A 25,183-nucleotide genomic window follows, 5' to 3' on the forward strand; every position below is an offset into this window, starting at 1 on the left:
ACCCCAAGCCTGCTGCGGCGTTAAGCAACGGCAGAGCTGTTCGTATTATTTTTGATTATGAGAAATCCTGTTGTGTTGTGGTTGGTGTTGGCCGTCGTATTTCTGGCCGAATGGTATGGATATCAGGCCGCGCGCACGCTGGCCCAGCACTGGTCGCCGGGCGGGCGCCGGGGCGTGGCGGTGGGTTACTGGCTGCTCACGCTGGGCGTGTGGGGCCTGGCCGTATGGGCCGGCACCACCCGGCAAACCGGCAACACCGTCCTGAAAAGCTACCTCCTGAGCCTGCCGCTGCTGCTGCTGGCGGCCAAGCTGGTGGTGTTCATTCCGCTGGTGCTGGAAGACCTCACCCGCTTCGGCCGGTGGGCCGTGAGCTCGGCCACGCGGCCGGTGGGGGTGGAAAGCGACGCCATTCCGCGCAGCGAATTTCTGGCGAAGCTAGCGCTGGGCCTGGGCGCAATTCCGTTTTTTGGCCTGCTGTGGGGCATGGTGAAGGGCGCGACGGACTACCAGGTGCGCCGCGTCACGCTGAAATTCCCCAACCTGCCCGCCGCCTTCGACGGCTTCAAGGTGATACAGATTTCGGACCTGCACACCGGCAGCTTCAATTCGACCGAGCCGCTGCAACGGGCCGTGGCGATGATAAATAAGCAGGGCGCCGACCTCGTGCTGATGACCGGCGACCTGGTGAACAACCGCGCCACGGAGGTCGAGCCGCACATTCCGGCCTTGCAGCAAATCAAGTCCGAGCTGCCCATATTCAGTAGCCTCGGCAACCACGACTACGGCGACTACGTGCAGTGGACCAGTGCCGCCGAGAAGCGCGAAAACCTGGAGCGCCTCATGCGCAACCACGCCAAAATCGGTTGGACGCTGCTCAACGACACCAGCCACACCATCGAGCGGGGCGGCGATAAAATCTCCGTGCTGGGCGTGCAGAACTGGAGCAGCCACGCCAATTTCCCCAAGCACGGCAACCTGCCCAAGGCCCACGCCGCCAGCGGCGACGCGCCGTTCAAAATCCTGCTCTCGCACGACCCCTCGCACTGGGAAGCCCAGGTGCTGAACTACCCGGACATCGACCTCACCCTCAGCGGGCACACCCACGGCATGCAGTTCGGCGTGAACCTGCCTTTCATGAAATGGAGCCCCGTGGAATACGTGTACAAGCAGTGGGCCGGGCTGTACGAAAAAGGCCGCCAAAAGCTGTACGTGAACGTGGGATTGGGCTTTTTGGGCTATCCGGGCCGGGTCGGGTTTCTGCCGGAAATCACGCTATTTGAATTACGGCGCGCCTAAGTAATTAAGCATTTCCGGAAAGCAGGAGGAAACATCCGCCGCGACATTGCCGTAAAGCGCCCCCAAACCAATTACGGTTCTTCTTTCACCTTGCTTTTGTTATGAAAAATTCCCTGTTAATTCTCGTCGGTACCGCCGCGCTTTCGCTCGCTTCCTGCTCGCAGGAAAAAACCACCGAAACCACGACTGTCCCCGCCGGTGACGCCACCACTACGACTACTACCACCACGACCACTCCGCTGACCGATGCCCAGATTGAGGCCCGTGCTCAGCAAATTGCCGATAAGATGGTGGCCAACATGAAAATTACGGATGAGGCCACGAAAACCAAAATCCGCACCGTGTACGTGAACCGCTACAAGCGCATGAACGAGCTGCGCACCAAGTACACCACCGACACCACCGGCATGGCTGCCGCCATGCGCGAGGCCGGCACCGCCACCGATACCGAATTCAAGTCGGTTTTTACCGACCCCACGCAGTATCAGGCCTACGAGTCGAGCCGCTCGACCTACGACGACAGCAACTACTCGGACGACAGCTCGACGTCGATGGCTGATACCGCTTCCACCTCCATGGCCCCCGCTTCGTCGACGACTACGACGGAGAGCAGCACCACGACCACGACTGATGCCGGCACTGGCACCGACGCCATGACGGCCTCGAAAATGAAGGCCAAAGCCGACAATGGCAGCAAAATCAAGGTGAAAGAAAATGGCAAGGTGAAAACCAAAGATGCCGACGGCACCAAAGTAAAAAATTAACGGTTTGGTCGATGCAATCGGCCATATCATCGCCTAAAAGCCCACGCCTGCAACGGTGTGGGCTTTTTTTGGCTCATTGGGTTGCTACTTTGTAGTTGCGTTGCGTTTAAAGGATTGATGCTTTCTGAGGTAGAGTCTTGTGTACGTGCCATTTGGCCGAAGTTGAGCCGTGGCTTCGGCCTGTTGGCGGGGCTGTGGCTATGGGCTGGAATTGCACACGCCCAGGCGCCGCAGCAGGTGAGGGTGAGCGGCAGCGTATCGGAGGTACAAACCCGGCTGCCCATCCCGGGCGCTACCGTGCTGGTGCTGCGCACGCGCCGGGGCGTGGTCACGACCACAACCGGGGATTTTTCGGTGGATGCCCTGCCCACCGATACCATCATGTTTCGGGCTCTGGGCTACAAGTCGCAGCGGATGCCACTGGGCGGCACGGGCCTCTCGCAGCTGGTGGTGCGCATTCAGCTGGCGCGCGACAGCGTGCGCCTGGGCGATGTGCAGGTAACCGCCGACCGGCCCGACCGCGCCATCATCAACCGGGCGCTGCGCAACATGAAGCGGCCCGTGCCGCCGGTGGTAAGCGGCGTGAAGCGTCCGCCCAAGCCCAAGCCGTTGTTCGCCGTCGATTCGACCGCGCCCAAAAAGCCGGTGCCCACCATCGCCAGCCCCGTGAGCCTGCTCTACGACCAGTTCTCGCGCGAGGGCAAGCAGCGCCGCAAAATGGAGCAAATCGAAGCCGAGCTACGGGCCGAAAAAGCCCGAAAATCCCGCGCCGATTACAACAAAGCCTTTCTGGACAACCGCGGCTACCAGCCGTAGCAGTTAACAGTGAGCAGTGAGCAGTTAACAATTAACGAAATTGCTCACTGCTCACTGATAACTGCTCACTGATAACTGCTCACTGATAACTGCTACTTACCCTTTCGCGTAAGCCCAAAGTATGAAAATTGGGTATCCTTGCGTGAACGAGGCGATGGATTGCAGCGCGGCCAATACCTTCCGGCTGGCCTCGTACTCTGAAGAACGCCTGACGACGGCCGTGACGTCCAACCTGGCCTGCCTGCGCCGCCTCCTGGAATGGAACGTGGCCCAGGGCCTGCTTTTTTTTCGAATTGGTTCGGGCATTGTGCCGTTCGGCTCGCACCCCATCAACACTTTTCCCTGGCAGGCCCACTTCGCGGCGGAGTTCAGGGAAATTGGCGATTACATCAAGGCCAATAATTTGCGGGTGAGCTTTCATCCCGACCAGTTTGTGGTGTTGAATTCGCCCAGCCCGGACATTGTGCGGCGCAGCATCGAAGAACTGGTTTACCAGGGCTCGATGCTGGATTTGATGGGACTGGATGGCACGGCCAAGCTTCAGATTCACGTGGGCGGGCTGTATGGCGAGCGGGAACTGGCCATCAGCCGGTTTGCGGCCGTGCACGCTACGCTGCCGGCGGCGGTGAAGGCCCGCGTGGTGGTGGAGAACGATGACCGGCTGTTTCCGCTGCGCGACTGCCTGCACCTGCACGAGCTGACCGGCGTACCCATTTTGTTCGACAATTTCCACCACGAATGCCTCAACCACGGCGAGCCCATGCACGAAGCCTTGCGCCTGGCCGCCGCCACCTGGCACCCCACCGCCGACGGCGTGCCGATGATGGACTACAGCTCCCAAGCCCTGGGCGAGCGCAAAGGCAAGCACACCGATGACCTGGTCGACGGCCTGTTCCGCGGCTTCCTCGCCGAGCTGCACGGGCTGGAGGTGGACCTCATGCTGGAAATCAAGAACAAGGAAGCCAGCGCCCTGCGCGCCGTAGCCATTCTGCGCGAGCTGGGCCTGAGCGCCCCCGCCCCCGATGTTCCCCGCCTGCCGCTAACCCTGCCGCCCGACCCCAGCGCGCCACCCAAAGCCCGACGCGCCCCAAAAGCAATGAGCAGCCACGTCTGAGAAGGGCAATACCCGCTCACTTTTGTTTACTTGGTGAAGCAGTGCACCAACGCCTCAAAAACCATCACCTTACCCCTCCAACCATGCCTTCCGACCACCTTCTTGCCACCATCAGCGCCCTTAAAAACGGCCTCACCAGCCTGCCCCTGGGCTCCGCGATGGACAATACCGAAACCTGGCAGCATCAATTTCTGCAAAGCGGCGAGCCCGGCTTGCAGGACATTGCCCGCGAAATTGGCAACCTCCAATCCCTGCTCACCAGCGGCGCGCTGAGTGCCGCGGCCATTGGCAACTCGCTCACCATGCTGGGCGAACAGACCGGCGAAGCCAGCGCCCAAGCCCCCGACGACCTGAAAAAGCCGCTCACCGAGCTAGCGGATTTGCTGCGTCGGCACGGCGGCGACTTATTAGCCCACGCCGAAAAAAGCAAGAATAAATAGGTGCTGGTGGCCGGTTTGCCAAAGCCAACGAAGCCCCGCTCAAATGCTGAGCGGGGCTTCGTTGGCTTTGGCCAGTGATGCTTAACGCTTAGTTCTGGCGCACGTTGCTGCTGCTGCTACGGCGCGAGCGACTCGGTACCACGTCGGTGGACTGGCGAAGGCGGCCATCCTTGAGCAAGGGCTGCTCCCGAATGTCGGGCACGGCCGTGGGTGAAGCCTCGGGCGTGCCCGCCGGCGAGAAACTACCGGTTTGCACCTGGCGGCTGGGCTGGGCGTCGGTATTGGTGGGCGTGCGCTGCATGTCGGGCGGTCCCTGAATGGTGCTTTGGTTCAGGGCCGGGTTCACGGGAGGCACGGTGGTTTGGCCCTGGCTGCCCGCGCGCACCGGAGCCGAAGGGTCGAACGGAATGGTTTGGGCTTGTGCCGAAGCGGCCAGCAGCAGGCCGGCGAGCAGCAGGAAGTACGGTTTCATATAAAGGGGGGAAATAGGAGAGAAGCAAAAAACCGGCTGCTTCGAAAGAAACAGCCGGTTTTCTTTGCCTCTTACGGCCTTGGGTCGCAATAAGTTACACTACATGGTGGACTTGCCTTTCATTTTGCCCTTGCGGTTCGTGCTTTTAGATTTCATCGTGCGGCCCGAGGTAGTGCTGCCCGAAGTCGTGCCGCTGGTGGTGCCGTACGTAGAGCCGCTGGTGGTGCCCATGGTGCCGGTAGTGGTACCGGTTGTAGTGCCCATGGTTCCGCTGGTGCTGCCCGTGGTGCCGGTAGTGGTACCGGTTGTAGTGCCTGTGGTGCTGCCCGTAGTTCCGCTAGTGGTGCCCGTGGTACCGGTGGTCGTGCCCGTGGTGCTGCCAGCAGTGGTTTGCGCAAAAGCTGCGTTGCTCAAGCCCAAAGTCAACAAAGCGGCCGCGAGAATTTTGATAGTCTTCATGTAATTATGGAAAATGGAAATGTGGAAAGGAAAAGGTCAGGAGTTGATGTTTTTAATAAGGAGGACAGCTTCTTAAGCCGTAGCCCCTTTACGGGAATGCACCTTGGTTTGGTTACAAAATGGAAGAGTTATTGTTGGAGGTAAAAAATTTAAGCTCAACTATTTATAAAATAAATACTGCTGAAATCATATGTCAAATCAACAGTTTTTCAGGCTCATCTTTTACCCTTTAAAACCGCTAATTTCCAAGGAACAACCAGTCGAAAAATAGCGCCAAGCCAACTGCGTCGCTTCGGGTTGGCGTTGGCTATGCGCCGCGCCTGCGGTAGGTAGCGGGGTGATTTGCACCCAAAAAAACTCCCCGCCAGCACACTGCCAGCGGGGAGTTGCCGGGCCGGGTGCGCACGATGAGGCAGTCGGTGGCAGTGGGCGGCTGGCACAGGGCGCGGCTCCGGCGGCGCCAGAAAGGCTGGTTTTCCGGCTATCCGGTATTTTTTTTGCAGCCGGTGTAACGATTCGCTCGAAGCCCGGTACCCCTTTCAATCCAACCCCTAAAACCATTCCGTGGAATCCACGAGCGACGAAGCACTGATGGCCGCCGTAAAGGCCGACGACCTCGACCAGCTGGTGCCGCTGTTCGAACGCTACCACGGCCCCTTGTTCAACTACCTTACCCGCCTCACCAACGACCGCGAAACCAGCGAAGACCTGACCCAAACCGTGTTCGAGCGCATCCTCAAATACCGCAGCAGCTACCAGCCCACCCAGCCCTTCAAGGCCTGGGTGTACCAAATGGCCCGCAACGTGCACGCCGACCATTGGCACCGCAAGGAAAAGCTGCGCGCCGCCGATGTGGACGAAGTGGAGCGCACCGGCGGCCTGCGCGGCGCGGCCTTCTCCCAAATGCGCGTCAGCAACCACCACGACGACCTGCACGAAGCCCTGGCCCTGCTGCCCACCCCGCAGCGCGAAATTCTGGTGCTGAACCGCTTCCAGGGGTTTGGCTACGAGGAAATTGGTAAGCTGCTGGGCTGCACCGCCGAAGCCGCCCGCGTGAAAGCCCACCGCGCATTGCAGGCGCTGCGCAAAATCTACTTCGCCAATTAAGTCCATGAAAACGCCCGAACCCACTGCCTGCCACGAGATGGAAGCCCTGCTGCCGGCCTACGTCGAGCACAGTCTGCCGGCTGCCGAGGCTGAGCGCGTGGCCGCCCACCTGCCCACCTGCCCCGGCTGCCAGCTGCAAGTCACCCAGCTCCGCGCCCTTTCCGACGACTTGGATGCCGCCCTGCCCGAGGTGCCCCGCACGGCCCTGCGCGCCAACTTTATAGCCATGCTGGAGCAGCAAAAGGCGCAGCTGAAGCCTGAAGCAACCTTCGCTGCCCCGCCGGCCCCGCCCGAAGCCAAAGTGGTATCGATGTGGCCCACGGCCCTGGCCAACAACTGGCTGCGCATCGCCGCCAGTATTGTCCTGATTGCCGCCGGCGTGCTGCTCGGCCGCAACCTGCACTGGGGCGCCCAACCCCCCGCCGACCTGGCCGCGAACACCCGGCCGGCCCACGCCGAGCTGGCCCAGGCCCTGACCGGCAGTAACGGCAACACGGTGTCGGCCAGCGACCGGATTCAGCTGGTGACCAATTCCAGCAGGCAGAACGAGCCCGGCGACCCCACCGTGCAGGTGCTCATCAACACGCTCAACTTCGACCCCAACCCCAACGTGCGCCTGGCCGCCTGCGAGGCCCTCTACCGCCTGCGCGACGACTCGCGGGTGCGCGAAGCGCTGGTGCACTCGCTGCCCATCCAAACCGACCCCAACGTGCAGATTACCCTGATTGACATGTTGGTGTCGATGCGGGTGCGCCGGGCCGTGCCGCAGCTTGAGCGCCTGGCCAAGCGCCCCGATGCGCTGCCCGTGGTGCGCGCCCAGGCCGAAGCCGGCATCGGCAAACTGATTTAAACGAACAGTTCAGAACGTCATGCAGAGCGCGGCGAAGCATCTCGCGTGCCACCACTGATTCTTTTTCAACGATTGAATTCCTATGCCATGCAAGATGCTTCGCCGCACTCTGCATGACGTTTTATTCCTCGCTTTTCTCTCCTTTTTTCTGCACGCGGCGCCGGTCACCGGCGCCGCGCCAGGACCTCACTTGCTTAATTTATTTACGTAATATGAACAAGTTCATTCTCCTCACTTTGGCGGGTGCGCTCGTGGCTCAGGCCGGACACGCCCAGGAATACAAGACCAGGCTCAGCGGCAAAGACCGCAAAATCGTGCTCGAAATGCAGGGCAGCGACGTGACCGTGGAAGGCATCGACGGCAGCGAGCTGGTGATAAAAGGCAACGGCTACGAAGAAGCCCCCAAGCGCGCCGAGGGCCTGCACCCCATCTACAACACGGCCGTGGACAACACCAAAATTGGCCTGGCGGTGACGCAAACCGATAATACGGTGCGCATTGTGCGGGCCTCGCGCAAGGATGCCAACTACGTTATTCAGGTGCCGCGCGGCTCCAGCGTGCAGTACAGCCAAACGAACTGGAACGGCGGCGACCTGGTGGTGCGCGACATTGCCGGCGACCTCGAAGTGAGCATGAAATCCGGCGACATCAAGCTCACGAACGTGGCCGGCCCGGTGGTGGCCAACACCGTGAGCGGCGACATCCAGGTGAAGTTTGCGCCCATGCGCCAGGGCCCCAGCTCCATCAGCACCGTGAGCGGCGACGTGGACGTGAGCATGCCCGCCAGCACCAAAGCCACCTTGAAGCTGCGTTCTATATCGGGCGAAGTCTACACCGATTTCGACATGAACCTGGGCAAAGGCGACGAAAACATGCGCCACATCGGCGGCCAGGTGGTGGACGGCAGCATTAACGGCGGTGGCAACGCGGTATCGCTCAAAACGGTGAGCGGCGACATCTACGTCCGCAAGGCGAAGTAGCGGACTGGCCCCGCCGGCCATATCGGGAACGGTTGTGCTGGGTAAGCCCGGAAAACGCTTCTAAAAATTACTCCTTCCACTTCTGCAAAAAAACCAACGCCATGCGCCGCTTTTTCTTCCTCCTGTTGCTGGTGCTCGCCACGGGCGGCATGCAATCAGCCTTCGCCCAGAAAATTATTGAAAAAAGCGCGAGCCTGGCCACCGGGCAGCGCTTATTCCTCGACCTGCGGCAGGCGAGTAGCATTCGCATCCGGGCCGGGGCCGGCAACAAAGTGACCCTGAAAGCCTCCGTCAGCATCAACCAGAACCACCTCAACGACGCCCTGCTGCTCACCACGGAGCAGACCGGAGAGGAGGTGAAGCTGACCTCTGAATTCGACAAGGAAATGCTGCGCAATGCCCAGCCCGGCGACTGCCCCAGCGGCGGCGCTTACTACGGCGAAACGTACTACGCCAACGGCAAAGATGACGGGGCGACCGACCGCAACGGCAACCGCCACAATCCGGTCTGCGCCGTCATCGAATACGACATCACGGTGCCGGCCGGCGTGAGCCTGCGCGTGTCCACGCTGAGCGGCAACATCGACATTGCCGGCCTCACCGGGCCCATCGAGGCCAAGTCGCTGAGCGGCTTCGTGGATGTGGCCTGGCCCGCCACGCAAGGCGCCGAGCTGGCGCTGAAAACCATTACCGGCGAGGTGTATACCGACCAGGACATCGCCTTTAGCACGGCGCCGAAGAAAACCCCCATTGTGGGGTATCAGCTGCACGGCACGCTCAAAGGCAGCGGCCCGTTGGTCAAGCTCGAATCCATCAGCAACGACGTGTATTTCCGTAAGCGGAAGTAGAGACGCATAATTGCGTCTTGTCGTTGAACGATGACTCCTTGATGCTTTTCGAAAGGCGCGGACGATGAGACGAAATTATGCGTCTCTACACCCTGCCATTGCCTTATGTTTTCGGACCTGAAAAAAAGTTTGCAGATTTCTGTAACCTTCCCGGTTTGGCGCGGTGTCCACCCCTGAATACCATCACAACCCCACTGTATCAGCTTGGACTCGCTAACGGATAACGCGCTGATGCTGCGGGTGAAAGCCGGCGACGTGGACCGGATGGGCCTGCTCTTTGAGCGCTACCACCGCGCGCTGTTCGGCTTTATTTACCACATGCTGGGCGGCGGGCGGGCGGCCAGCGAGGACCTGGTGCAGAACGTGTTTTACCGCATGCTGAAGTACCGCCACACCTTCACCGGCGAGGGCGAGTTCCGCACCTGGATGTACCACCTGGCCCGCAACGTACTGGCCGATTACGTCAAGCAGAACCGCCGCGCCGCCCACCACTCCGACGTGGCCGACCTGGCCGAGCACCTCGACAGCGGCAGCCGGGCCGATGCCAGCCTGGAGCAAGCCCAGGAAACGGCCCTGCTGCACCAGGCGCTGGCCCGCCTCAGCCCCGAAAACCGCGAGGTGCTGGTCCTGAGCCGGTTTCAGGAGTTGAAATACGGCGAAATAGCCGTGCTGCTGAACACCACCGAAGGCGCCGTGAAAGTGCGCGCCCACCGCGCCCTGAACGAGCTGAAAACGACCTATCTGCGCATTGAAAACTGACCCGCCCATGAACTGCGAATCCACCAAAGCCCAGCTGGCCGACTACCTGAGCGGCCAGCTGCCCGAAGCGGAGCAACAGGCGCTGGAAGCCCACCTGGCCGAATGCACCGGTTGCGGCGAAGAACTGGAAGCCGTGCAGCGCGTGTGGCGCACGCTGGGCAAAGTGACCACGCCCGAGCCCAGCCCCAACCTGCGGCCCGAGTTTTATGCCATGCTGGCCGAATTTAAAGACACGCTGACGCCCGAGCCTACGCATTCGCCAAAGGGCCTGTGGCGGTGGCTGCGGGAGCTGCAAATTCCGCAGCCGGCCCTGCGGCTGGCGTACAGCCTGGCCCTGCTGACGATGGGCGTGGTGGGCGGCTACTGGCTGAACAACCGCCCCGCCAACACGCCGGCCAACCAGCAGCAAATCACCGCCCTGGCGGCGCAGGTGGGCGAAATGCGGCAAATGATGCTGCTGGCGCTCATCGACAACCCCTCGGCCACGGAGCGGCTGCGGGCCGTGAGCTACACCAAGGAGCTGGACGGCGCCGCCGATGCCCGCGTGGTGGAAGCGCTGCTGAGTACCCTCAACCACGACGATAACGTGAACGTGCGGCTGGCCACGCTGGAGGCCCTGGCCCCGCTGGCCGCCGACCCCACCGTGCGGCTGGGCCTGGTGCACGCCCTGGCGCAGCAGCAGTCGCCGCTGGTGCAGTCGGCCCTGGCCGATGTGATGGTGCAGCTCCAGGAGCGCCGCTCGGTGCCCCGGCTGCGGGCCCTGCTGAAGCAGGCGGACCTGGATAGCACGGTGAAAAGCAAGATTGAAGAGAGCATCCAAACCTTATCCACGGGCCGGCCCGCCGCGCCCTCACTCCCCCCACGCCATGACCAAACGCATGTTTCCCCTCGGGCTGAGTACCCTGCTCTTGCTGTATAGCGGCGGCGGCCTCCGGGCCCAAAGCCAGCACTCGGAAGAAAAAATCAGCCGCGAGTTTGCGCTCACGGCGGACGCGGGGCGCAGCACGCTGGCCCTCTACAACATCAGCGGCTCGGTGACGGTGCAGGGCTACGCCGGCAATAAAATTCTGGTGGAAGCCACCAAAACCATTAGCGCCGACGGTGCCAAAACGCTGGAAATCGGCAAGAGTGAAACCAAGCTGGGCTTCTCGCAGCACGGCGATAGCGTGGTGGTGTACATGGCCGCGCCCTACGACTCGCGCCCGCACAACGAGCACAACCGCTGGGAGCACAAGGACATCGACTACAAATACGATATCGACTACGTGGTGAAAGTGCCGTACCAGCTCAACTTGCACGTTTCGACCGTGAACAACGGCAAGGTGCTGGTGCAGGACGTGAGCGGCCCGCTGAACGCCGGCAACGTGAACGGCGCCATCACGCTGCTCAATGTGAAGGGCACCACCCAGGCCCACACCGTGAACGGCAACGTGGAGGCGGCCTACGCGGCCAATCCGCCCGGCGCGTCGTCGTACCACACCATCAACGGCCAGATTAAGGTGAAGTACCCGGCCAATTTTGCCGCCGATTTACACTTCAAAAGCATGCACGGCGAGTTTTATACCGACTTTCCGAACGTGGAAGTGCTGCCGGCGCAAGTCACCAAAAACCAGCAGGGCCGGGGCGACGGCACCGTGTACAAGCTGACCAAGGACACGGCCGTGCGCATCGGCAAAGGCGGGCCGGATTTCCGCTTCGAAACCCTGAACGGCGACGTGACCATCACCAAGCAATAGCAATTCAACTCAATAGCAATGACTTATTCGTTTCGAATCGCCCTCGGGCGAAGCATTATCCTGGCCCTCATTCTCCTCGGCGGCAGCGGGACCGGCTTTGCGCAGGATGCCAGGGAGCAGCTCACCGTAGCCCTCAGCATGCCCGGCAAGCCCGGTTTTCTGGAAGTGAGCCTCGTGAATGGCAGCATTCACGTAACGGGCTACAGCGGCAGGGAGGTGGCGATTGACGCCGCCGCCCGCACCGGCAAGCACGGCGACTCCGGCCCCAGCCTTGTCATGGGCCTGAAGCGGATTTCGGCCGGCAACAGCCTCAACCTGACGGCGGAGGAGAAGAACAACCACGTCGAAATCAGCACCGAATCGTGGAAAGGCCCGATTGATTTGGCCATCAAGGTGCCCCGGAATTTTTCGCTGAAAGTGAGCACCGTGAACGACGGTGACATCGTGGTCGACAACGTGGCCGGCGAACTAGAGGTGACCAACGTGAACGGGAATATTTCGCTCAACCAGGTGGCCGGCTCGGCGGTGGCCAACACGGTGAACGGCGACCTCAAGGCCTCGTTTACCAGCATCACGGCGGGCGCGCCCATGGCCTTTTCCACCCTCAACGGCAAGGTGGACGTGACCCTGCCGGCCAGCGCCAGCGCCGCCCTCAAAATGAAATCGGACCGCGGCAACGTGTATAGCGACTTCGACGTGGCCCTGAGCAAGGGCCAGCCCAAAGTGACCCGCACCAGCCAGAACGGCCTCTCCCGCCTCAGCACCGACGACTGGACCTACGGCAAAATCAACAGCGGCGGCGCGGAGATGATGATGAAGACCTTCAACGGCGACATTTTCCTGCGCAAGGCCAAATAAGGCCGCCTTCGGTAGAGGCGCGCTCCAAAGTACCAACCACTCTTATGGGCTTTTGCCGCGCAGCTTTTTGCTGCTGTCAGCCACTGCTTTGCTCAATTCTTCCGGCCTTTCCACCTCACTTTTCTGCATCATGGTTCTTTCTCTCCCGACTCGCTTTAGGGCCTTGCTATTGGGCTTATGTGCTTTGGCGGCCTCGGCTGCGGCCCAAACGCCGGCCGCCACTACCGCCACGGCCGCGCCCAAGCGCCAGCTGGCGGCCCTGCGCATCACGCAGCCCATTAAGCTCGACGGTGTGCTCGATGAAGCCGCGTGGCGCGAAGCCGCCGTGACCGGCAATTTTACCCAGCAGCGGCCCAAGCCCGGCGTGCCCGAAAAGCACCCCACCGAAGTGCGCGTGCTCTACGACGACGCGGCCATTTACGTGGGCGCGGTGATGCACGACATCTCGCCGGATTCCATCCCCCGGGAGCTGACGGCGCGGGACAATACCGGCAACTCCGACTTCTTCGGCATTTTCCTCGATACCTACCACGACCAGCTCAACGGCTACGGTTTCATCGTGACCAGCAGCGGCGTGCAGCTCGATTCGCGCTATTCGCCGGCCGGCGGCGAGGACTTTAACTGGAACGCCGTGTGGGAAAGCCGCACCACGCTGCAAGGCACCGATTGGGTGGCCGAAATGCGCATTCCGTACTCCGCCATCCGCTTCAGCACGGCCGATGTGCAGCAGTGGGGCCTGAACTTCATGCGGCAGCGCAAGCACGACAACGCGGCGTATTTCTGGAACGAGGTGAAGCCGCAGGTCGACGGTTTTGTGAACCAATGGGGCGAGCTGACTGGTGTGCGGGGCGTGAAACCGCCGTTGCGTCTCTCGCTCACGCCCTACGTGTCGGCCTACGTGAACCACAACCCGCTGAACGCGGAAGGCACGAAGCGCACCACGACGAGCTTCAACGGCGGGGCCGACCTGAAATGGGGCATCAACGAAAGCTTCACGCTGGATGCCACGCTGGTGCCGGATTTTGGGCAGGTGCAGAGCGATAATCAGGTGCTCAACCTCTCGCCGTTTGAGGTGCAGTTCAACGAAAACCGGCAGTTTTTTACCGAAGGCACCGAGCTGTTCAACAAGGGCAATCTGTTCTATTCGCGGCGGGTGGGCGCCACGCCCATCGGCTTCTACAACGTGGCGGCCGGCACCAACGAACGACTGCTGAGCAACCCTTCCGAGACGCCGCTGCTGAACGCCACCAAAATATCGGGCCGCACCAGCAAGGGCCTGGGAATCGGGGTGTTTAATGCTGTGAGCAACGACGTGTACGCCACCGTCCGCAACGAGGAGAGCGGGCAGGAGCGCCGCGTGCTGACCCAGCCGCTGAGCAACTACAACATCATGGTGCTCGACCAGAGCCTGAAAAACAACTCCTACGTTTCGCTCATCAACACCAACGTGACGCGGGCGGGCCAGACCTACGATGCCAACGTGACCGGCGGCCTGTTCCGCTTCGCCAACAAGAAGAACTCCTACGCCCTCGACGGCCGCGCCATCTACTCGCGGCGGCGCGGCACGCAGTTCGGTTCCGAGGAGCAAATCAACGACCAGGACGGCTACAAGTACCGCGTGGGCTTTGGCAAAATCAGCGGCAATTTCACCTGGAACCTGAGCCACGGCATCGAGTCGGATACCTACAATCCGAACGATTTGGGCATCCTGTTCGGCAACAACAACATCACCGAATCGCTGGATTTGAACTACGCCAAGTACAAGGCCTTCTGGAAGGTGAACAACCTGTTCCTGTTCGGCAACATCAGCCACACGCTGCTCTACAAGCCCACGCTGTACCAGGCGCTCAACTTCTACCTCGGGGCCAACACCACCTTCACCAAGAGCTTCAACCAAATCGGCTTCGACCTGAACGTGGACCCGGTGACGCATGATTTCTTCGAGCCGCGCACGCCCACGCTCGGCTCAACCTACGTGCGGGTGCCCGAAAACACGCGCTTCACGTTCTTTTTCAATTCCGACTCGCGCAAGCCGTTTGCCGTGAACTGGAACGCCGGCTTCCAGGAATACGGCCACGACGACCGGCTGGCCCGCGCCCGCCGCACCGGCTACAGCCTGGGCTTCTACCCGCGCTACCGCGTGAATACCCACCTCACCTTCCGCTACAGCGTGGACTGGAGCCTGCGGCAGAACCAAATTGGCTACGTGAATGGCGGCATGGATGCCAACGAGCCGCTCGATGTGCCTTTTCTGAGTCAGATTGTGCTGGGCCGCCGCAACGTGGCCACGGTGGCCAACGTGGTGTCGGTGGCCTACACGTTCACCAACCGCATGTCGTTCACGCTGCGTCTGCGCCAATACACCAGCAACGTGCGCTACGCCGATTTCACTACGCTCGGCAAGAATGGTGAGGAGCAATCGGTGGCCTACCAGCGCAACCGCGACAACACCTACAACGCCTTCAACATCGACGCCGTGTACTCGTGGTGGTTCGCGCCCGGCTCGCAAATCAGCGTGGTCTGGAAAAACGCCGGCTATACCTTCCTGCAAGCCAACGAGGCCACGCCGCAATTCTTCGATAATTTCAACAATACGATTAACACCCCTCACAATAACTCACTCTCGGTGAAGGTGCTGTATTATCTGGATTATCTGGCGCTGCGGAAGGGGAGAGGCCGATAGGGGAATCAAGCAACCCCAGAACGTCATGCCTCGGCAAGCTCGGCATGACGTTCTTTGTGGTTGCTGCACTTTCTTCGCTTCTGCTTTCCTATGCCGCCACCCTTTGCCCTTGAACTCCGCACCGTGGCGGTAACCCGCTACGTGACGCCGCTCCGCGAGGGCGGCTCCCTGCCGGCCCTGGTCGAGGCCGATGATGGCTTCCTCTACGTGGTAAAATTCCGGGGCGCGGGGCAGGGCGTAAAGGCGCTGATTGCCGAGCTGATTGTGGGCGAAATTGCCCGCGTATTGGGCCTGCGCGTGCCGGAGCTGGTGTTTTGTGAGCTTGACGAATCCTTCGGCCGGACCGAGCCCGACGAGGAAATTCAGGACCTGCTGCGGGCCAGCACCGGCCGCAACCTGGCCCTGCATTACCTCTCCGGGGCCATCACGTTTGATTCGTTGGTGACCACCGTGGAGCCGCATCTGGCTTCGCAAATTGTGTGGCTTGATGCCCTCACGCTGAACGTGGACCGCACCGTGCGCAACACCAACATGCTGATGTGGCACAAGGAGTTGTGGCTTATCGACCACGGCGCGGCGCTCTACGTGCACCACGCCGGCCCCGACTGGGCGCTGCCGCGCCCGCGCCCATTTCCGCAGATAAAGACCCACGTCCTGCTGCCCCAGGCCAGCGAGCTGGCCGCCGTGGACGCCGAAAGCCGCGCCCGCCTCACGCCCCAGGTCCTCCGCGCCATCGTGGCGCTGGTGCCCGACGAGTGGCTGACCAACGAAGACGCCACCGCCGAGGAGCAGCGCGAAGCCTACGTCCGCTTCCTCGAAACCCGCCTGGCCGCCTCAGAAACCTTTGTTCAGGAAGCCCAAGATGCCCGCAATGCACTTATTTGAGTACGCCGTGCTGCGCGTGGTGCCCCGCGTCGAGCGGGAGGAGTTTCTAAACGTCGGCGTCATCGTGTATTGCCGGTCGCTGGGCTTTCTGCAAACGCGGTCTGAGCTGCCCGAGGCGCGGTTGCGGGCCTTGGCTCCCGACCTGGATTTGGAAGAAATAACGGCTCGTTTGCAAGCCTTCGAGCGCATCTGCCAGGGCCGGGCCACGGGCGGCGCCATTGGGCAACTGCCTATTGCGGAGCGGTTTCGCTGGCTCACGGCCACGCGCAGCACCGTGGTGCAGTCCTCGCCCGTGCACCCCGGCCTGTGCGCCGACGCGGCCGCCACGCTGGCGCGCCTGTTTGCCCAGCTGGTGCAATGAGTGCCGCTGTTCATGCTGGCATTCCTGGCTAATTTTACCGGAGACTCGTATCCGGGTTTTTAGTCAATAGCCGCAAGCCGCATGAGTGATGTATTAAGGAATAAAAAAGCCTTTTCGCTGCGGCCAGAAATGCTGCTTCTGCTGAGTTGCTTTCTGCTATTCAGTGGATTGGCGCACGGGCAGGCAGCGACGCCGGTGCTGCGCAAGGACCTGAGAACCGATTTTGGGGCGGTGGGCGACGGCAAAACCAACGACCACGCCGCCTTCGAGCGGGCCGCCGATTTTTTCAACAAGCGCGCCCAAACGCCGGCCGGCACCGGGCGCGCCGTCCTGCACATTCCCAAAGGCGTGTACCTGGTGGGCCGCCAGGATGCCGCCGGCCTGGGCGCCGACGTGCTGCACCTGGCTGGCTGCCACAACCTCTCGGTGCTGGGCGACGACAGCGCCACCACCGAAATTCGCTACGTCAACGGCCTGCGCTACGGCGCCTTCGACCCCGCCACCAAACTGCCTTACGAGGCTGCCACCCAATATTTTGCCGACTACAAGTACGCGGCCACCGGTGGCAGCTGCATCACCTTGCAGAACTGCGACAACGTGGAAGTGGCCAACCTCAACCTGAACGGCAACAGCCCGCACCTGGTAGTTGGGGGACATTGGGGCGATACCGGCATTCAGTTAGGGTTTGATGCCATTTTCGTCAGCGACTCGCGCCATATCGCGTTGCGGAAGCTGGCGCTGCATCACTTTGGGCGCGACGGTATTCAGGTGCTCAACCACTTGGCCAAGGGCATCGACGACCCCAACCGGGAAGACAACCTCATCGAAAACTCCACCTGTAACTACAACGGCCGCCAGGGCATGTCGCTCACGGGCGCCAACGGGTTTCGGGCCGTCAATTGCAGCTTTAGCCACACCGGCCGGGTGATGATGGCTGCCACGGGCAAGCCACTGGTTTCCAACCCCGCCGCGGGCATCGACCTGGAGCCGCAGGATGGCTTCGTGACCAACGTGAGCCTGGAAAACTGCCGCTTCGTGGACAATGCCGGCCAGGGCATCGTGTCGGACCGGCCCGACGCCTCCCGCCCGGCCGCGACGAAAAACATGCGGGTTTCCGGCTGCCTCGTGTGGGGCACCACCAATTGGTCGGCCTGGGTGACGCAGCCGGGTTTTCTGTTCAAGAATTGCCGCATCTACGGGGCCTTCGTGCATGGCTGCAAGGCCACCACTGCGGCCGAGGCTACCCGCTTCGTTGGCTGCACTTTTGAGGACCGGCCCTACCACGGGCAGCCAGCTTTCGGGCCGTTCACGCTGCATTCCGACTCCTACGCCCGCCGCATGAGCTTCACCGACTGTCGCTTCATCGGCACGCACAACTACCTCATTCATGCCATTCCCGCCGCCACCGACACTGCCAGCCTGTTTCATCTGCGCAACTGCACGTTTCTATACGACTACGTCCAGCCGCCCCAGGGCTCCTACGACAAAATTCTGGGGGCCGTGTTCAGCGGCAGCAACGTGTTTCGGGACGGGCCGCACCGCACCAGCCGCCACCGCTCCGATTTTATGCTCGGTAACAACGGTGCCGTGGGAACAGTGGTGCTGCATGCACCCGGCAGCTTGCAGTTTCTAGCGCCCAATACTTACAATTTGGTGCCAGGCGGCCTGGATATTGGCCGGCAGCCGGCTCACCCCCGCGACTCTGCCAGTGTAGTGGTAGGGGCTGGCAATGCCTTGGTAATAAATGAGCTGGCGGGTAAAATCTCGGAGTTGTACATCGGTCCCACCTCACGGTTGATTGTGAAAAAGGGCGGCTCCCTGGAAATTTTACGTCACACCAAGGTGACCATCGCCGGCCAGCTGATAGTGGAAGATGGCGCGTATTTCTTCCGCGACCCCCTCGCCAAAATAAGCACTACCGGGCGCGGACGGCTACGCACAAGCCCCGGCGCCATCAAAACCAAGCACCCTACCCTGTACTCGTCGTATTACTAAGGCTGGGGAAGAGCGCAGCCGGTTTTCCGCGCCTGGTGGATGGCTGGGGTCGCCTTCCCAATGCTTGCTGGAAAAGAAAAGAAACCGTTTCCGGCTAGCCTGCAATTGCTGTAGCTTTGTCAGCTAAGCCTTTCGCTATTATATAGCTACGGGGCCGGTTTTGGCTTTGTGAAGGAAATGAACTGTTTTGAGATGGTATGAGGAGTCTCTATTCCTGTCTGCTGCTCTTACTCTCGCTGCTGGTGGTGGGCTTCGGTGCGGCCGGAGCCGGGGCTCCCGCCGACACGGCGCGCATCGTGCACCTGCTCAGGCTGGCCGACCTGACCCTGGCCAGCCAGCCCGACAGCGCCCGCCGCTACGCCCAGCAAAGCCTGGCCCTGGCCCGGCAAGCCCACGCCCCCCGCCTGGAATCGGAAGCGCTCGAACACCTGGGCTGGCTGCATTTTGTGCGCGGCGACTACCCGGCCGCCCTCCGCACCTACCAGCAGGCGCTCACCAAAGCGCAGGCCGCGCATTTTGCCAAGGAGTGCGCCATGCTGCACGCCGATATTGGGCTGGTGCTGCAACAGGAAGGCGCCTATCCCGAGGCCCTGGAGAATGACTTGCAGGCCCTGCGCTACTACGGCGCCGTGCATGATTCCACCCATCTGGCCTACGCCATTATGAACGTGGCGTCGGTGGAGCACAACGAGCAGCACTACGCCCAGTCCGTTGCCTATTATCAGCAGGCCATTAAGCTGTTGGCCAAAAATAAGGACGAGGCCGACCTCATCACCAGCTACCAGGGCCTGGCCCTGGTGTATGCCGACCAAGGCAAGTTCAGCGAGGCCGAAACCTATTTCCGGCGGGGCCTGGCCGTCTTTCATCGCAACAAAGACAGCACCAACGAGGCCATTGTGCTCAACAACCTGGGCGACATCAACTCCAAGCAGAAAAATTACTTGCTGGCGCGCACGTATTTCGGCCAGGCCCTGCAGCTGGCCACCTCCAACAAAGACGAGTCGATGATTGCGGTGTGCTGCGCCGGCCTGGCGCAAGTGCTTTACCAACAGGGAGAATACGCCAAATCCCAGGGGTATGCCCAGCGCAGTTTGGCTATTGCTGAGCGTATCAAGGCTACGCCGGTGGCCAAGGAAGTCTGCATTGTGCTGGCCAATGCATTGGCCGCGCAACGCCGGTTCGAGCCCGCGCTGGCCTTCTACAAGCAGGGCAAGCGCCTGGAAGATTCGTTGTACGGCACCAAGCACACGGCCCAGATTGATGCGCTGCGCAACCAGTACCAGCACTACCGCCGCGAGCAGGAAGAAACGGCGCACCGCTACCTTATTCAGCAGCTGGAGCGCGACCAGCGCATCAGCCACCTCACGCTGCTGCTGGTGCTGGGAGTGAGCCTGTTTCTGCTGGCCCTGGGGCTGGGTCTGCGGCACCAGTACCGCGCCACCCGCCAGCGCGACCAGGCCCGGCAGCAGGCCCAGGAAGCCCAGCAGGCCACCGAGCGGGTCGAGCGGCTCCTCAACGAAGCCAAGCTGCAGCAGGCCGAATACGACCTGGCCCTCAACAACCAAAAGCTCACCAGTCTGGCGTTGTCGGTGATGCAAAAAGGCGAAATCTTGCAGGAAGTGAAGGAGCGGCTGGATACCATTGCCCGCACTGCCGATGATGAGGTGCGCAAGCAGCTCATGCGGCTGCGGCAGAACATCGACCAGAACGGCTCCTCCACTAAAGAGTGGGAGCAATTCCGGCTTATGTTCGAGGAAGTGCACCAGAATTTCTTCGCGGAGCTGCGGCGGCAGTGCCCCGAAGTGACCCCTAATGAACTGCGGCTGGCGGCCCTGCTCAAGCTCAACTTCTCGTCCAAAGCCATGGCCGGGCTGATGGGTATTTCCGAGGAGAGCATCAAGAAGGCCCGCTACCGCCTTCGTCAAAAATTGCAATTAAGCACCACCGACAACCTGGTTGACTTCATGATGCGCCTGGAGACCAGCAAGGCTGCGTAATTGTTGATGGAGCCACAGGTTTTTTAGATTATTTCCAATGATTTGCGGGATTTTTGGCAATTGTCCACCTAAAGTCCGCCTGTTTATTGCGACTTGTCCACCTTGGGTAACCCTGTCTGGACATTGGCTGGATGGGTGGAGCCAGTAGTTTTGTTGCTTCCCAATTGGCAGGTAGTCCCACCACCACCTTTGGGAAGCAATATTCTTTTATCGGTTTCACCCCCAACCCAACTTTCCTTTTTATGATGAAAACCTACTCGGCAACTGCTTTGCTTCTGCTCGGCGGCGCCAGCCTCACTCACACTGCGCAGGCCCAGGACGCGGCCCGCGCAGCCACCCCCACCACCGTGCTGGCCGAGGACGGCTCGCCGCTGCTCATCAACCTGGCCGCCACGGGCCGCACCCGTGCGCTGAGCGAAGCCTCCCAGGTATTGACCGAACAGCTCCAGCTCAAGGGCGACGACCACCTGCAGCGGACCAGCATCGAAACCGACCTGCAGGGCTTCACGCACGAGAAATACCAGCAGTATTACAAAGGCATCAAAGTAGAGCACGCCGTCTACTCCGTGCACGCCCGCCAGGGCCAGGTGGAAACGCTGAGCGGCAAGTTCGAGCGCATTCAGGGCCTGAACACGGCGCCAACTCTTTCGGCTGCCGCCGCCTTGCAGGGCGCGTTATCGCACGTGGGCGCCCGGAAATACATGTGGGAAGTGCCCGGCGCCGGCAATGCGCTGCCCCAGGGCGAGCTGGTGATTGTGGAAAACCACCGTCCCAAGGCCGGCCAGGCCGAGGGCGCACCCGTGCTGGCCTGGAAATTCAACATCTATGCCCAGCAGCCCATTAGCCGTTCTTACGTGTACGTAGACGCGCGCTCCGGGGCAGTTGTGCTCGAAGACAAAATCATCAAGCACGCCACGGCGGCCACGGCCACTTTTGCCACGGCTTACAGCGGCACCCGCACGCTGGCCACTGAAACGGCCACCGGCGGCTACCACCTGCGCGAATACACCCGCGGCCTGGGCATCGAAACCTATAACTGCAAGAAAAGCAACAGCTACACCGCCGCCACCGACTTTGTGGACGCCGACAACAACTGGACGGCCGCCGAGTACAATAACGCCAATTACGACAACGTAGCCGGCGATGCTCACTTCGGCGCGCAGAGCACCTACGACTACTGGAAGAACGTATTCGGCCGCAACTCCTACGACAACGCCGGCGCTAAAATCAAAAGCTACGTGCACTTCGACGACGTGCCCGGCGGTGCCGGCTTCGAAAACGCCTACTGGGACGGCACCGAGATGACCTACGGCGACGGCGCCAGCACCTTCAAGCCCCTGACGGCGTTGGACGTGTGCGGCCACGAAATCGGCCACGCCGTGTGCGAAAAAACGGCTAACCTGACCTACGCCAACGAATCGGGCGCCATGAACGAAGGCCTCTCCGATATCTGGGGGGCCAGCATTGAGCAGTACACCTGCGCCGCGCTGGGCCTCACCAAGTCGACCTGGGACATTGGCGAAGACATCATGAAAGCCGGCGGCGCGTTGCGCTCGATGAGCAACCCCAACCTCTACGGCCAGCCGGCTTACTACAAAGGCCAATACTGGGCCGCCACCACCACCTCGCCCTCCAATGCCAATGACCAGGGCGGCGTGCACACCAACTCGGGCATCCTCAACTACTGGTACTACCTCATCAGCACGGGCAAAACCGGCACCAACGAGAAAGGCTTTGCCTACGCCGTAACCGGCATTGGGATTTCGGATGCGGCTAAAATCACCTTCCGCATGGAAAGCGTGTACATGACGGCCGGCTCAAGCTACGCCAACGCTCGCACTTACTCTATTCAGGCCGCTACGGACCTGTTTGGTGCCACCGCTACCCAGACCCAGGCCGTCACCAACGCCTGGTACGCCGTGGGCATCGGCGCTGCCTATGGCGGCGGCACCACTACGTCGCCTTACTGCACCTCGCAGGGCGCCAGCGTGGCCTACGAATACCTCGCCCAAGTGGCCCTGGGCAGCATAAACCGCACTTCGGGGGCCGACGGCGGCTACTACGACGGCACGGTCCTCGGCACCAGCGTGGCCCAGGGTTCGGTCCAGACCATCACCTACAAAGCCGGCTTCGTATCGAGCGCCTACACCGAAAACGTGAAAGTATACATCGACTGGAATCAGAACGGCACCTTCACCGATGCCGGTGAAACCGTGGTTTCGGCCACTACGGCCACCACCACCGCCCAAACGGCTTCCTTCACCGTGCCCGCCACGGCCACCGCCGGCAAAACCCGCATGCGGGTAGTGCTGAGCGACAACGCCGCTACCACCAGCTGCGGCAGCTACAGCTACGGCGAAACCGAAGACTACTCCGTGACGGTGACTACCGGCACGGGCACTACCTGCGGCGTGCCCACGGGCCTGACCAGCAGCGGCCTCACCGGCAGCGGCGCTACAGTGGCCTGGACGGCTGTGAGCGGTGCTTCGTCCTACAACGTGCAGTACCGCGTATCGGGCGGCAGCACCTGGACCAGCACCACCAGCACCACCACCAGCAAGGCCCTGACCGGCCTGGCCGCCTCCACCACGTATGAGTTCCAGGTGCAGACCGTCTGCTCCGGGGGCAACAGTGCCTTCAGCGCCTCGGGCACCTTCACCACTACGGCTGCTACCGTTGCGTATTGCGCCAGCCAGGGCACCAGCGTAGCCTACGAGTACATCGACCTAGTGAGCCTGGGCAGCACCAGCCGCACTTCGGGCGCCGATGGCGGCTACTACAACGGCACGGCCCTGAGCACCAGCGTGGCCGCCGGCTCGGCCCAGACCATCAGCTTCTCGGCCGGCTTCGTGGGCACGGCCTACTCGGAGTACTTCAAAGTGTACATCGACTACAACCACAACGGCGTGTTCACCGATGCTGGTGAGTTGGTCGTATCGGCGGCGGCCAGCACCGCCGCTACTACCCGCACGGGCTCCTTCACGGTGCCCGCTTCGGCCAAGAGCGGCGCCACCCGCCTGCGCGTGGTGATGAGCGACAACAGCGCCACTACCAGCTGCGGCAGCTTCAGCTACGGCGAAACCGAGGATTATACCCTCAACATCACCGGTGGCACTTTCGCCCTGACCGGCTCCGCCATCGGCGGCTCGGCTACGTTGGCTGTCTACCCCAACCCGGCCACGGACCGCCTCCACCTGACGCTGCCCGACAACGCCGAGCCGGTAACCGTGACCTTGCTCGATGCCCGCGGTGCTACCGTAACCGGCACCCGCTACGAAGGCAACGGCCAACTTAACCTGGCCGGCCTGGCCAACGGCCTGTACGTGGTGCGCGTGAGCGATGGGACGAACATCTTCACCCAGCGTTTCGTGAAGCAATAAGTCAATACTGCTTCACTTTCTAGAAAGCAGCCCGGCTCTCCAGCCGGGCTGCTTTTTTGTGCGCTTTTCCGACTTCCCTCCGGGCATCGCCGGCCTCCTGTCAAGGTGCTTTGAAACTGAAAAACCCCGCCTGCTCATCGCAAACGGGGTTTAAAGCGGAGATGGACCAGCAGGGCTTCGGAGTTGTCGATGGCCGCCTGGTGGTCTACCATCAGCTGGGCAAAGTCCTTAGTCGGGCCGGCCCGTGATGGCGCGCTGGTCGCTGCTGGCCATCATCTTATCCATATCGGTTTTCTAAAGCTGGGTAAATTGCGGCACCAACGGCTGCTGGGGCTGGTGGCCGCTGAGGAAGGCGTTGAACTGCGTGATTTCGGCCTGCTGCGGGGTGATGATGGGTTGGGCCGTCGTTTTCATTTCCTGGTTGGTGCCGCTTTTCAGCTCTTCCTGGGCCATTTGATGGCCGTCTAATGGTGCAGCACCGTCTGGGAAGCGTAGGCGTGGCCGGGGTCCTGGTTTTGGCCTGCGCGTCCATTTTTGTCGTCATGTCCGTCATAATGGTCATGTACACGCTTGCGTGGGCGGGGTCCATGTCATGGTTTTTCATGCAGGGAACCAAAAACAGCCCGAACGAGGCCAGCGCGAGCAGGGTGAACGGGAACGGGGAATAGATATTATGAAGATTTAATGAGCCCTCTTAATGCCCTTGCCGGCCGCTTGGATTTTACACATCCGTGCCATTTACTTGCATAGTTTCCAGCTCTAAATCAGCGAATCCAGGCTGCGCCGGGCGTGGCTGGCGGGGCCCAGGCGCTGAAACTCAGTCGGGGTAAGGCCCGTCACCTGCCGGAACTGCCGCGACAAGTGCGCCGGGCTGCTATAGCCCAGTTGCTGGGCCACTTCGGCCATGGGCAACTCACCGTAGCCAATCAGCTCCTTGGCCCGCTCCACCTTCTGGCGGATGATGAATTTCTCAATCGTGAGGCCCTCGGAAGCGGAGAACAAATGGGAAAGATAGTGGTAGTCCTTCTCCAGGCGCTCCACCAGATAGTCCGAGTAGTTCAGGAGGCGCGGGCCGGGCGGGGGGTAGTGCACCAGGGCCACCAGCAGGGTTTTGATGCGGTCCACGAGTTGGTCGCGGAGGTCTTCCAGCAGGGCAAATCCGGCCTCCTGTAAGCTGGCCCGAATGGCGGCCCAGTCGGGAGCCGCGCCGTCGGGCGTCGACACGTCGGCCTCGCCCAGCGCTACGCGGTGCACGGTAAGGCCCAGCGCTGCCAGCTCTTCGCCCACTACCCGGATGCACTGCGGGCAAACCATATTCTTAATCAGCAGCCGGTGCGAGCCGGGCGGGGGCAGAACGTGGGCAATGCTGACGTCGGCTTTCAT

Annotated in this window: 24 protein-coding genes; 20 read left to right on the forward strand and 4 right to left on the reverse strand. The window is 61.5% G+C overall.

What is annotated here, in order from left to right; genetic code table 11:
• Positions 1 to 57 precede the first annotated feature (57 nt).
• From J4G38_RS09385 to J4G38_RS09405, 5 genes are all read left to right on the forward strand, one after another.
• Positions 58 to 1,296: a metallophosphoesterase gene (locus J4G38_RS09385; protein ID WP_210516781.1), complete on the forward strand. Its 1,239-nt coding sequence runs from the start codon at positions 58 to 60 to the stop codon at positions 1,294 to 1,296.
• Between the two features lie 101 nt (positions 1,297 to 1,397).
• Positions 1,398 to 2,060 (forward strand): hypothetical protein, encoded by a 663-nt coding sequence (locus J4G38_RS09390; protein ID WP_210516780.1) that lies wholly within the window; start codon positions 1,398 to 1,400, stop codon positions 2,058 to 2,060.
• Positions 2,061 to 2,222: 162 nt separating this feature from the next.
• Entirely contained in the window at positions 2,223 to 2,876 is a 654-nt protein-coding gene (locus J4G38_RS09395) for a carboxypeptidase-like regulatory domain-containing protein (protein WP_210516779.1), read from the forward strand.
• Positions 2,877 to 2,997: 121 nt separating this feature from the next.
• Positions 2,998 to 3,990 (forward strand): UV DNA damage repair endonuclease UvsE, encoded by a 993-nt coding sequence (uvsE, locus tag J4G38_RS09400; protein ID WP_210516778.1) that lies wholly within the window; start codon positions 2,998 to 3,000, stop codon positions 3,988 to 3,990.
• An 83-nt stretch (positions 3,991 to 4,073) separates the two neighbouring features.
• Positions 4,074 to 4,430, forward strand: a complete 357-nt coding sequence (locus J4G38_RS09405) for a hypothetical protein (protein WP_210516777.1) — start codon at positions 4,074 to 4,076, stop codon at positions 4,428 to 4,430.
• A gap of 88 nt (positions 4,431 to 4,518) precedes the next feature.
• On the opposite strand, the gene J4G38_RS09410 is transcribed toward J4G38_RS09405, so the two are convergent.
• Positions 4,519 to 4,902 carry a hypothetical protein gene (locus J4G38_RS09410; RefSeq protein ID WP_210516776.1) on the reverse strand — a complete coding sequence of 128 codons (384 nt, stop codon included), beginning with the start codon at positions 4,900 to 4,902 and terminating at the stop codon, positions 4,519 to 4,521.
• Positions 4,903 to 5,001: 99 nt separating this feature from the next.
• Positions 5,002 to 5,361: a hypothetical protein gene (locus J4G38_RS09415; RefSeq protein ID WP_210516774.1), complete on the reverse strand. Its 360-nt coding sequence runs from the start codon at positions 5,359 to 5,361 to the stop codon at positions 5,002 to 5,004.
• A 564-nt stretch (positions 5,362 to 5,925) separates the two neighbouring features.
• On the opposite strand from J4G38_RS09415, the gene J4G38_RS09420 reads away from it, so the two are divergent.
• The 15 genes from J4G38_RS09420 (at position 5,926) to J4G38_RS09490 (ending at position 24,048) form a co-directional block, all read left to right on the forward strand.
• Positions 5,926 to 6,468 (forward strand): RNA polymerase sigma factor, encoded by a 543-nt coding sequence (locus J4G38_RS09420; RefSeq protein WP_210516773.1) that lies wholly within the window; start codon positions 5,926 to 5,928, stop codon positions 6,466 to 6,468.
• A 4-nt stretch (positions 6,469 to 6,472) separates the two neighbouring features.
• A complete protein-coding gene (locus J4G38_RS09425; protein WP_210516771.1) occupies positions 6,473 to 7,318 on the forward strand; it encodes a HEAT repeat domain-containing protein in 846 nt (281 codons plus the stop codon).
• A gap of 212 nt (positions 7,319 to 7,530) precedes the next feature.
• Complete coding sequence (locus J4G38_RS09430) at positions 7,531 to 8,298, forward strand: DUF4097 family beta strand repeat-containing protein (protein ID WP_210516769.1); 768 nt, start codon at positions 7,531 to 7,533, stop codon at positions 8,296 to 8,298.
• A gap of 101 nt (positions 8,299 to 8,399) precedes the next feature.
• Positions 8,400 to 9,146 carry a DUF4097 family beta strand repeat-containing protein gene (locus J4G38_RS09435; RefSeq protein WP_210516767.1) on the forward strand — a complete coding sequence of 249 codons (747 nt, stop codon included), beginning with the start codon at positions 8,400 to 8,402 and terminating at the stop codon, positions 9,144 to 9,146.
• Positions 9,147 to 9,377: 231 nt separating this feature from the next.
• On the forward strand, positions 9,378 to 9,905 hold the full coding sequence (locus tag J4G38_RS09440; RefSeq protein ID WP_210517014.1) for an RNA polymerase sigma factor: 528 nt from the start codon (positions 9,378 to 9,380) through the stop codon (positions 9,903 to 9,905).
• A gap of 7 nt (positions 9,906 to 9,912) precedes the next feature.
• Positions 9,913 to 10,824: a zf-HC2 domain-containing protein gene (locus tag J4G38_RS09445; protein WP_210516765.1), complete on the forward strand. Its 912-nt coding sequence runs from the start codon at positions 9,913 to 9,915 to the stop codon at positions 10,822 to 10,824.
• Positions 10,772 to 11,641: a DUF4097 family beta strand repeat-containing protein gene (locus tag J4G38_RS09450; RefSeq protein ID WP_226163312.1), complete on the forward strand. Its 870-nt coding sequence runs from the start codon at positions 10,772 to 10,774 to the stop codon at positions 11,639 to 11,641. The genes J4G38_RS09445 and J4G38_RS09450 overlap by 53 nt, the downstream gene beginning before the upstream one ends.
• Before the next feature lie 18 nt (positions 11,642 to 11,659).
• Positions 11,660 to 12,499 carry a DUF4097 family beta strand repeat-containing protein gene (locus tag J4G38_RS09455; RefSeq protein ID WP_210516763.1) on the forward strand — a complete coding sequence of 280 codons (840 nt, stop codon included), beginning with the start codon at positions 11,660 to 11,662 and terminating at the stop codon, positions 12,497 to 12,499.
• Positions 12,500 to 12,629: 130 nt separating this feature from the next.
• The gene (locus J4G38_RS09460) at positions 12,630 to 15,182 is read left to right on the forward strand and encodes a DUF5916 domain-containing protein (RefSeq protein WP_210516761.1); all 2,553 of its coding nucleotides are present in this window, start codon (positions 12,630 to 12,632) and stop codon (positions 15,180 to 15,182) included.
• A 90-nt stretch (positions 15,183 to 15,272) separates the two neighbouring features.
• Positions 15,273 to 16,067: a HipA family kinase gene (locus J4G38_RS09465; protein ID WP_210516759.1), complete on the forward strand. Its 795-nt coding sequence runs from the start codon at positions 15,273 to 15,275 to the stop codon at positions 16,065 to 16,067.
• Positions 16,045 to 16,428 carry a DUF3037 domain-containing protein gene (locus J4G38_RS09470; RefSeq protein WP_210516757.1) on the forward strand — a complete coding sequence of 128 codons (384 nt, stop codon included), beginning with the start codon at positions 16,045 to 16,047 and terminating at the stop codon, positions 16,426 to 16,428. Before J4G38_RS09465 ends, J4G38_RS09470 begins: the two co-directional genes overlap by 23 nt.
• Before the next feature lie 129 nt (positions 16,429 to 16,557).
• Positions 16,558 to 18,423 carry a right-handed parallel beta-helix repeat-containing protein gene (locus J4G38_RS09475; protein WP_210516755.1) on the forward strand — a complete coding sequence of 622 codons (1,866 nt, stop codon included), beginning with the start codon at positions 16,558 to 16,560 and terminating at the stop codon, positions 18,421 to 18,423.
• Positions 18,424 to 18,620: 197 nt separating this feature from the next.
• Positions 18,621 to 20,420 (forward strand): tetratricopeptide repeat protein, encoded by a 1,800-nt coding sequence (locus J4G38_RS09480; RefSeq protein WP_210516754.1) that lies wholly within the window; start codon positions 18,621 to 18,623, stop codon positions 20,418 to 20,420.
• A 242-nt stretch (positions 20,421 to 20,662) separates the two neighbouring features.
• A complete protein-coding gene (locus tag J4G38_RS09485) occupies positions 20,663 to 23,800 on the forward strand; it encodes a M4 family metallopeptidase (protein WP_210516752.1) in 3,138 nt (1,045 codons plus the stop codon).
• A 110-nt stretch (positions 23,801 to 23,910) separates the two neighbouring features.
• Positions 23,911 to 24,048 carry a hypothetical protein gene (locus tag J4G38_RS09490; protein WP_210516750.1) on the forward strand — a complete coding sequence of 46 codons (138 nt, stop codon included), beginning with the start codon at positions 23,911 to 23,913 and terminating at the stop codon, positions 24,046 to 24,048.
• 46 nt (positions 24,049 to 24,094) lie between these two features.
• Here the strand turns inward: J4G38_RS09490 and J4G38_RS09495 are convergent, their stop codons facing one another.
• Positions 24,095 to 24,253: a DUF305 domain-containing protein gene (locus tag J4G38_RS09495; RefSeq protein WP_210516748.1), complete on the reverse strand. Its 159-nt coding sequence runs from the start codon at positions 24,251 to 24,253 to the stop codon at positions 24,095 to 24,097.
• Positions 24,254 to 24,559: 306 nt separating this feature from the next.
• Positions 24,560 to 25,183: a helix-turn-helix domain-containing protein gene (locus tag J4G38_RS09500; protein ID WP_210516746.1), complete on the reverse strand. Its 624-nt coding sequence runs from the start codon at positions 25,181 to 25,183 to the stop codon at positions 24,560 to 24,562.

Origin of the sequence: Hymenobacter terricola, assembly GCF_017921975.2 — a bacterium.
Taxonomy (GTDB): Bacteria; Bacteroidota; Bacteroidia; order Cytophagales; family Hymenobacteraceae; genus Hymenobacter; species Hymenobacter terricola.

Excerpts from the sequence above, each read along its gene's own strand:
- J4G38_RS09385 (WP_210516781.1), top strand. The coding sequence starts at position 58 with ATGAGAAATCCTGTTGTGTTGTGGTTGGTGTTGGCCGTCGTATTTCTG.
- J4G38_RS09390 (WP_210516780.1), top strand. The coding sequence starts at position 1,398 with ATGAAAAATTCCCTGTTAATTCTCGTCGGTACCGCCGCGCTTTCGCTC.
- uvsE (WP_210516778.1), top strand. The coding sequence starts at position 2,998 with ATGAAAATTGGGTATCCTTGCGTGAACGAGGCGATGGATTGCAGCGCG.
- J4G38_RS09405 (WP_210516777.1), top strand. The coding sequence starts at position 4,074 with ATGCCTTCCGACCACCTTCTTGCCACCATCAGCGCCCTTAAAAACGGC.
- J4G38_RS09410 (WP_210516776.1), bottom strand. The coding sequence starts at position 4,902 with ATGAAACCGTACTTCCTGCTGCTCGCCGGCCTGCTGCTGGCCGCTTCG.
- J4G38_RS09415 (WP_210516774.1), bottom strand. The coding sequence starts at position 5,361 with ATGAAGACTATCAAAATTCTCGCGGCCGCTTTGTTGACTTTGGGCTTG.
- J4G38_RS09425 (WP_210516771.1), top strand. The coding sequence starts at position 6,473 with ATGAAAACGCCCGAACCCACTGCCTGCCACGAGATGGAAGCCCTGCTG.
- J4G38_RS09430 (WP_210516769.1), top strand. The coding sequence starts at position 7,531 with ATGAACAAGTTCATTCTCCTCACTTTGGCGGGTGCGCTCGTGGCTCAG.
- J4G38_RS09435 (WP_210516767.1), top strand. The coding sequence starts at position 8,400 with ATGCGCCGCTTTTTCTTCCTCCTGTTGCTGGTGCTCGCCACGGGCGGC.
- J4G38_RS09440 (WP_210517014.1), top strand. The coding sequence starts at position 9,378 with ATGCTGCGGGTGAAAGCCGGCGACGTGGACCGGATGGGCCTGCTCTTT.
- J4G38_RS09445 (WP_210516765.1), top strand. The coding sequence starts at position 9,913 with ATGAACTGCGAATCCACCAAAGCCCAGCTGGCCGACTACCTGAGCGGC.
- J4G38_RS09450 (WP_226163312.1), top strand. The coding sequence starts at position 10,772 with ATGACCAAACGCATGTTTCCCCTCGGGCTGAGTACCCTGCTCTTGCTG.
- J4G38_RS09455 (WP_210516763.1), top strand. The coding sequence starts at position 11,660 with ATGACTTATTCGTTTCGAATCGCCCTCGGGCGAAGCATTATCCTGGCC.
- J4G38_RS09460 (WP_210516761.1), top strand. The coding sequence starts at position 12,630 with ATGGTTCTTTCTCTCCCGACTCGCTTTAGGGCCTTGCTATTGGGCTTA.
- J4G38_RS09465 (WP_210516759.1), top strand. The coding sequence starts at position 15,273 with ATGCCGCCACCCTTTGCCCTTGAACTCCGCACCGTGGCGGTAACCCGC.
- J4G38_RS09470 (WP_210516757.1), top strand. The coding sequence starts at position 16,045 with ATGCCCGCAATGCACTTATTTGAGTACGCCGTGCTGCGCGTGGTGCCC.
- J4G38_RS09475 (WP_210516755.1), top strand. The coding sequence starts at position 16,558 with ATGCTGCTTCTGCTGAGTTGCTTTCTGCTATTCAGTGGATTGGCGCAC.
- J4G38_RS09480 (WP_210516754.1), top strand. The coding sequence starts at position 18,621 with ATGAGGAGTCTCTATTCCTGTCTGCTGCTCTTACTCTCGCTGCTGGTG.
- J4G38_RS09485 (WP_210516752.1), top strand. The coding sequence starts at position 20,663 with ATGATGAAAACCTACTCGGCAACTGCTTTGCTTCTGCTCGGCGGCGCC.
- J4G38_RS09495 (WP_210516748.1), bottom strand. The coding sequence starts at position 24,253 with ATGGCCCAGGAAGAGCTGAAAAGCGGCACCAACCAGGAAATGAAAACG.
- J4G38_RS09500 (WP_210516746.1), bottom strand. The coding sequence starts at position 25,183 with ATGAAAGCCGACGTCAGCATTGCCCACGTTCTGCCCCCGCCCGGCTCG.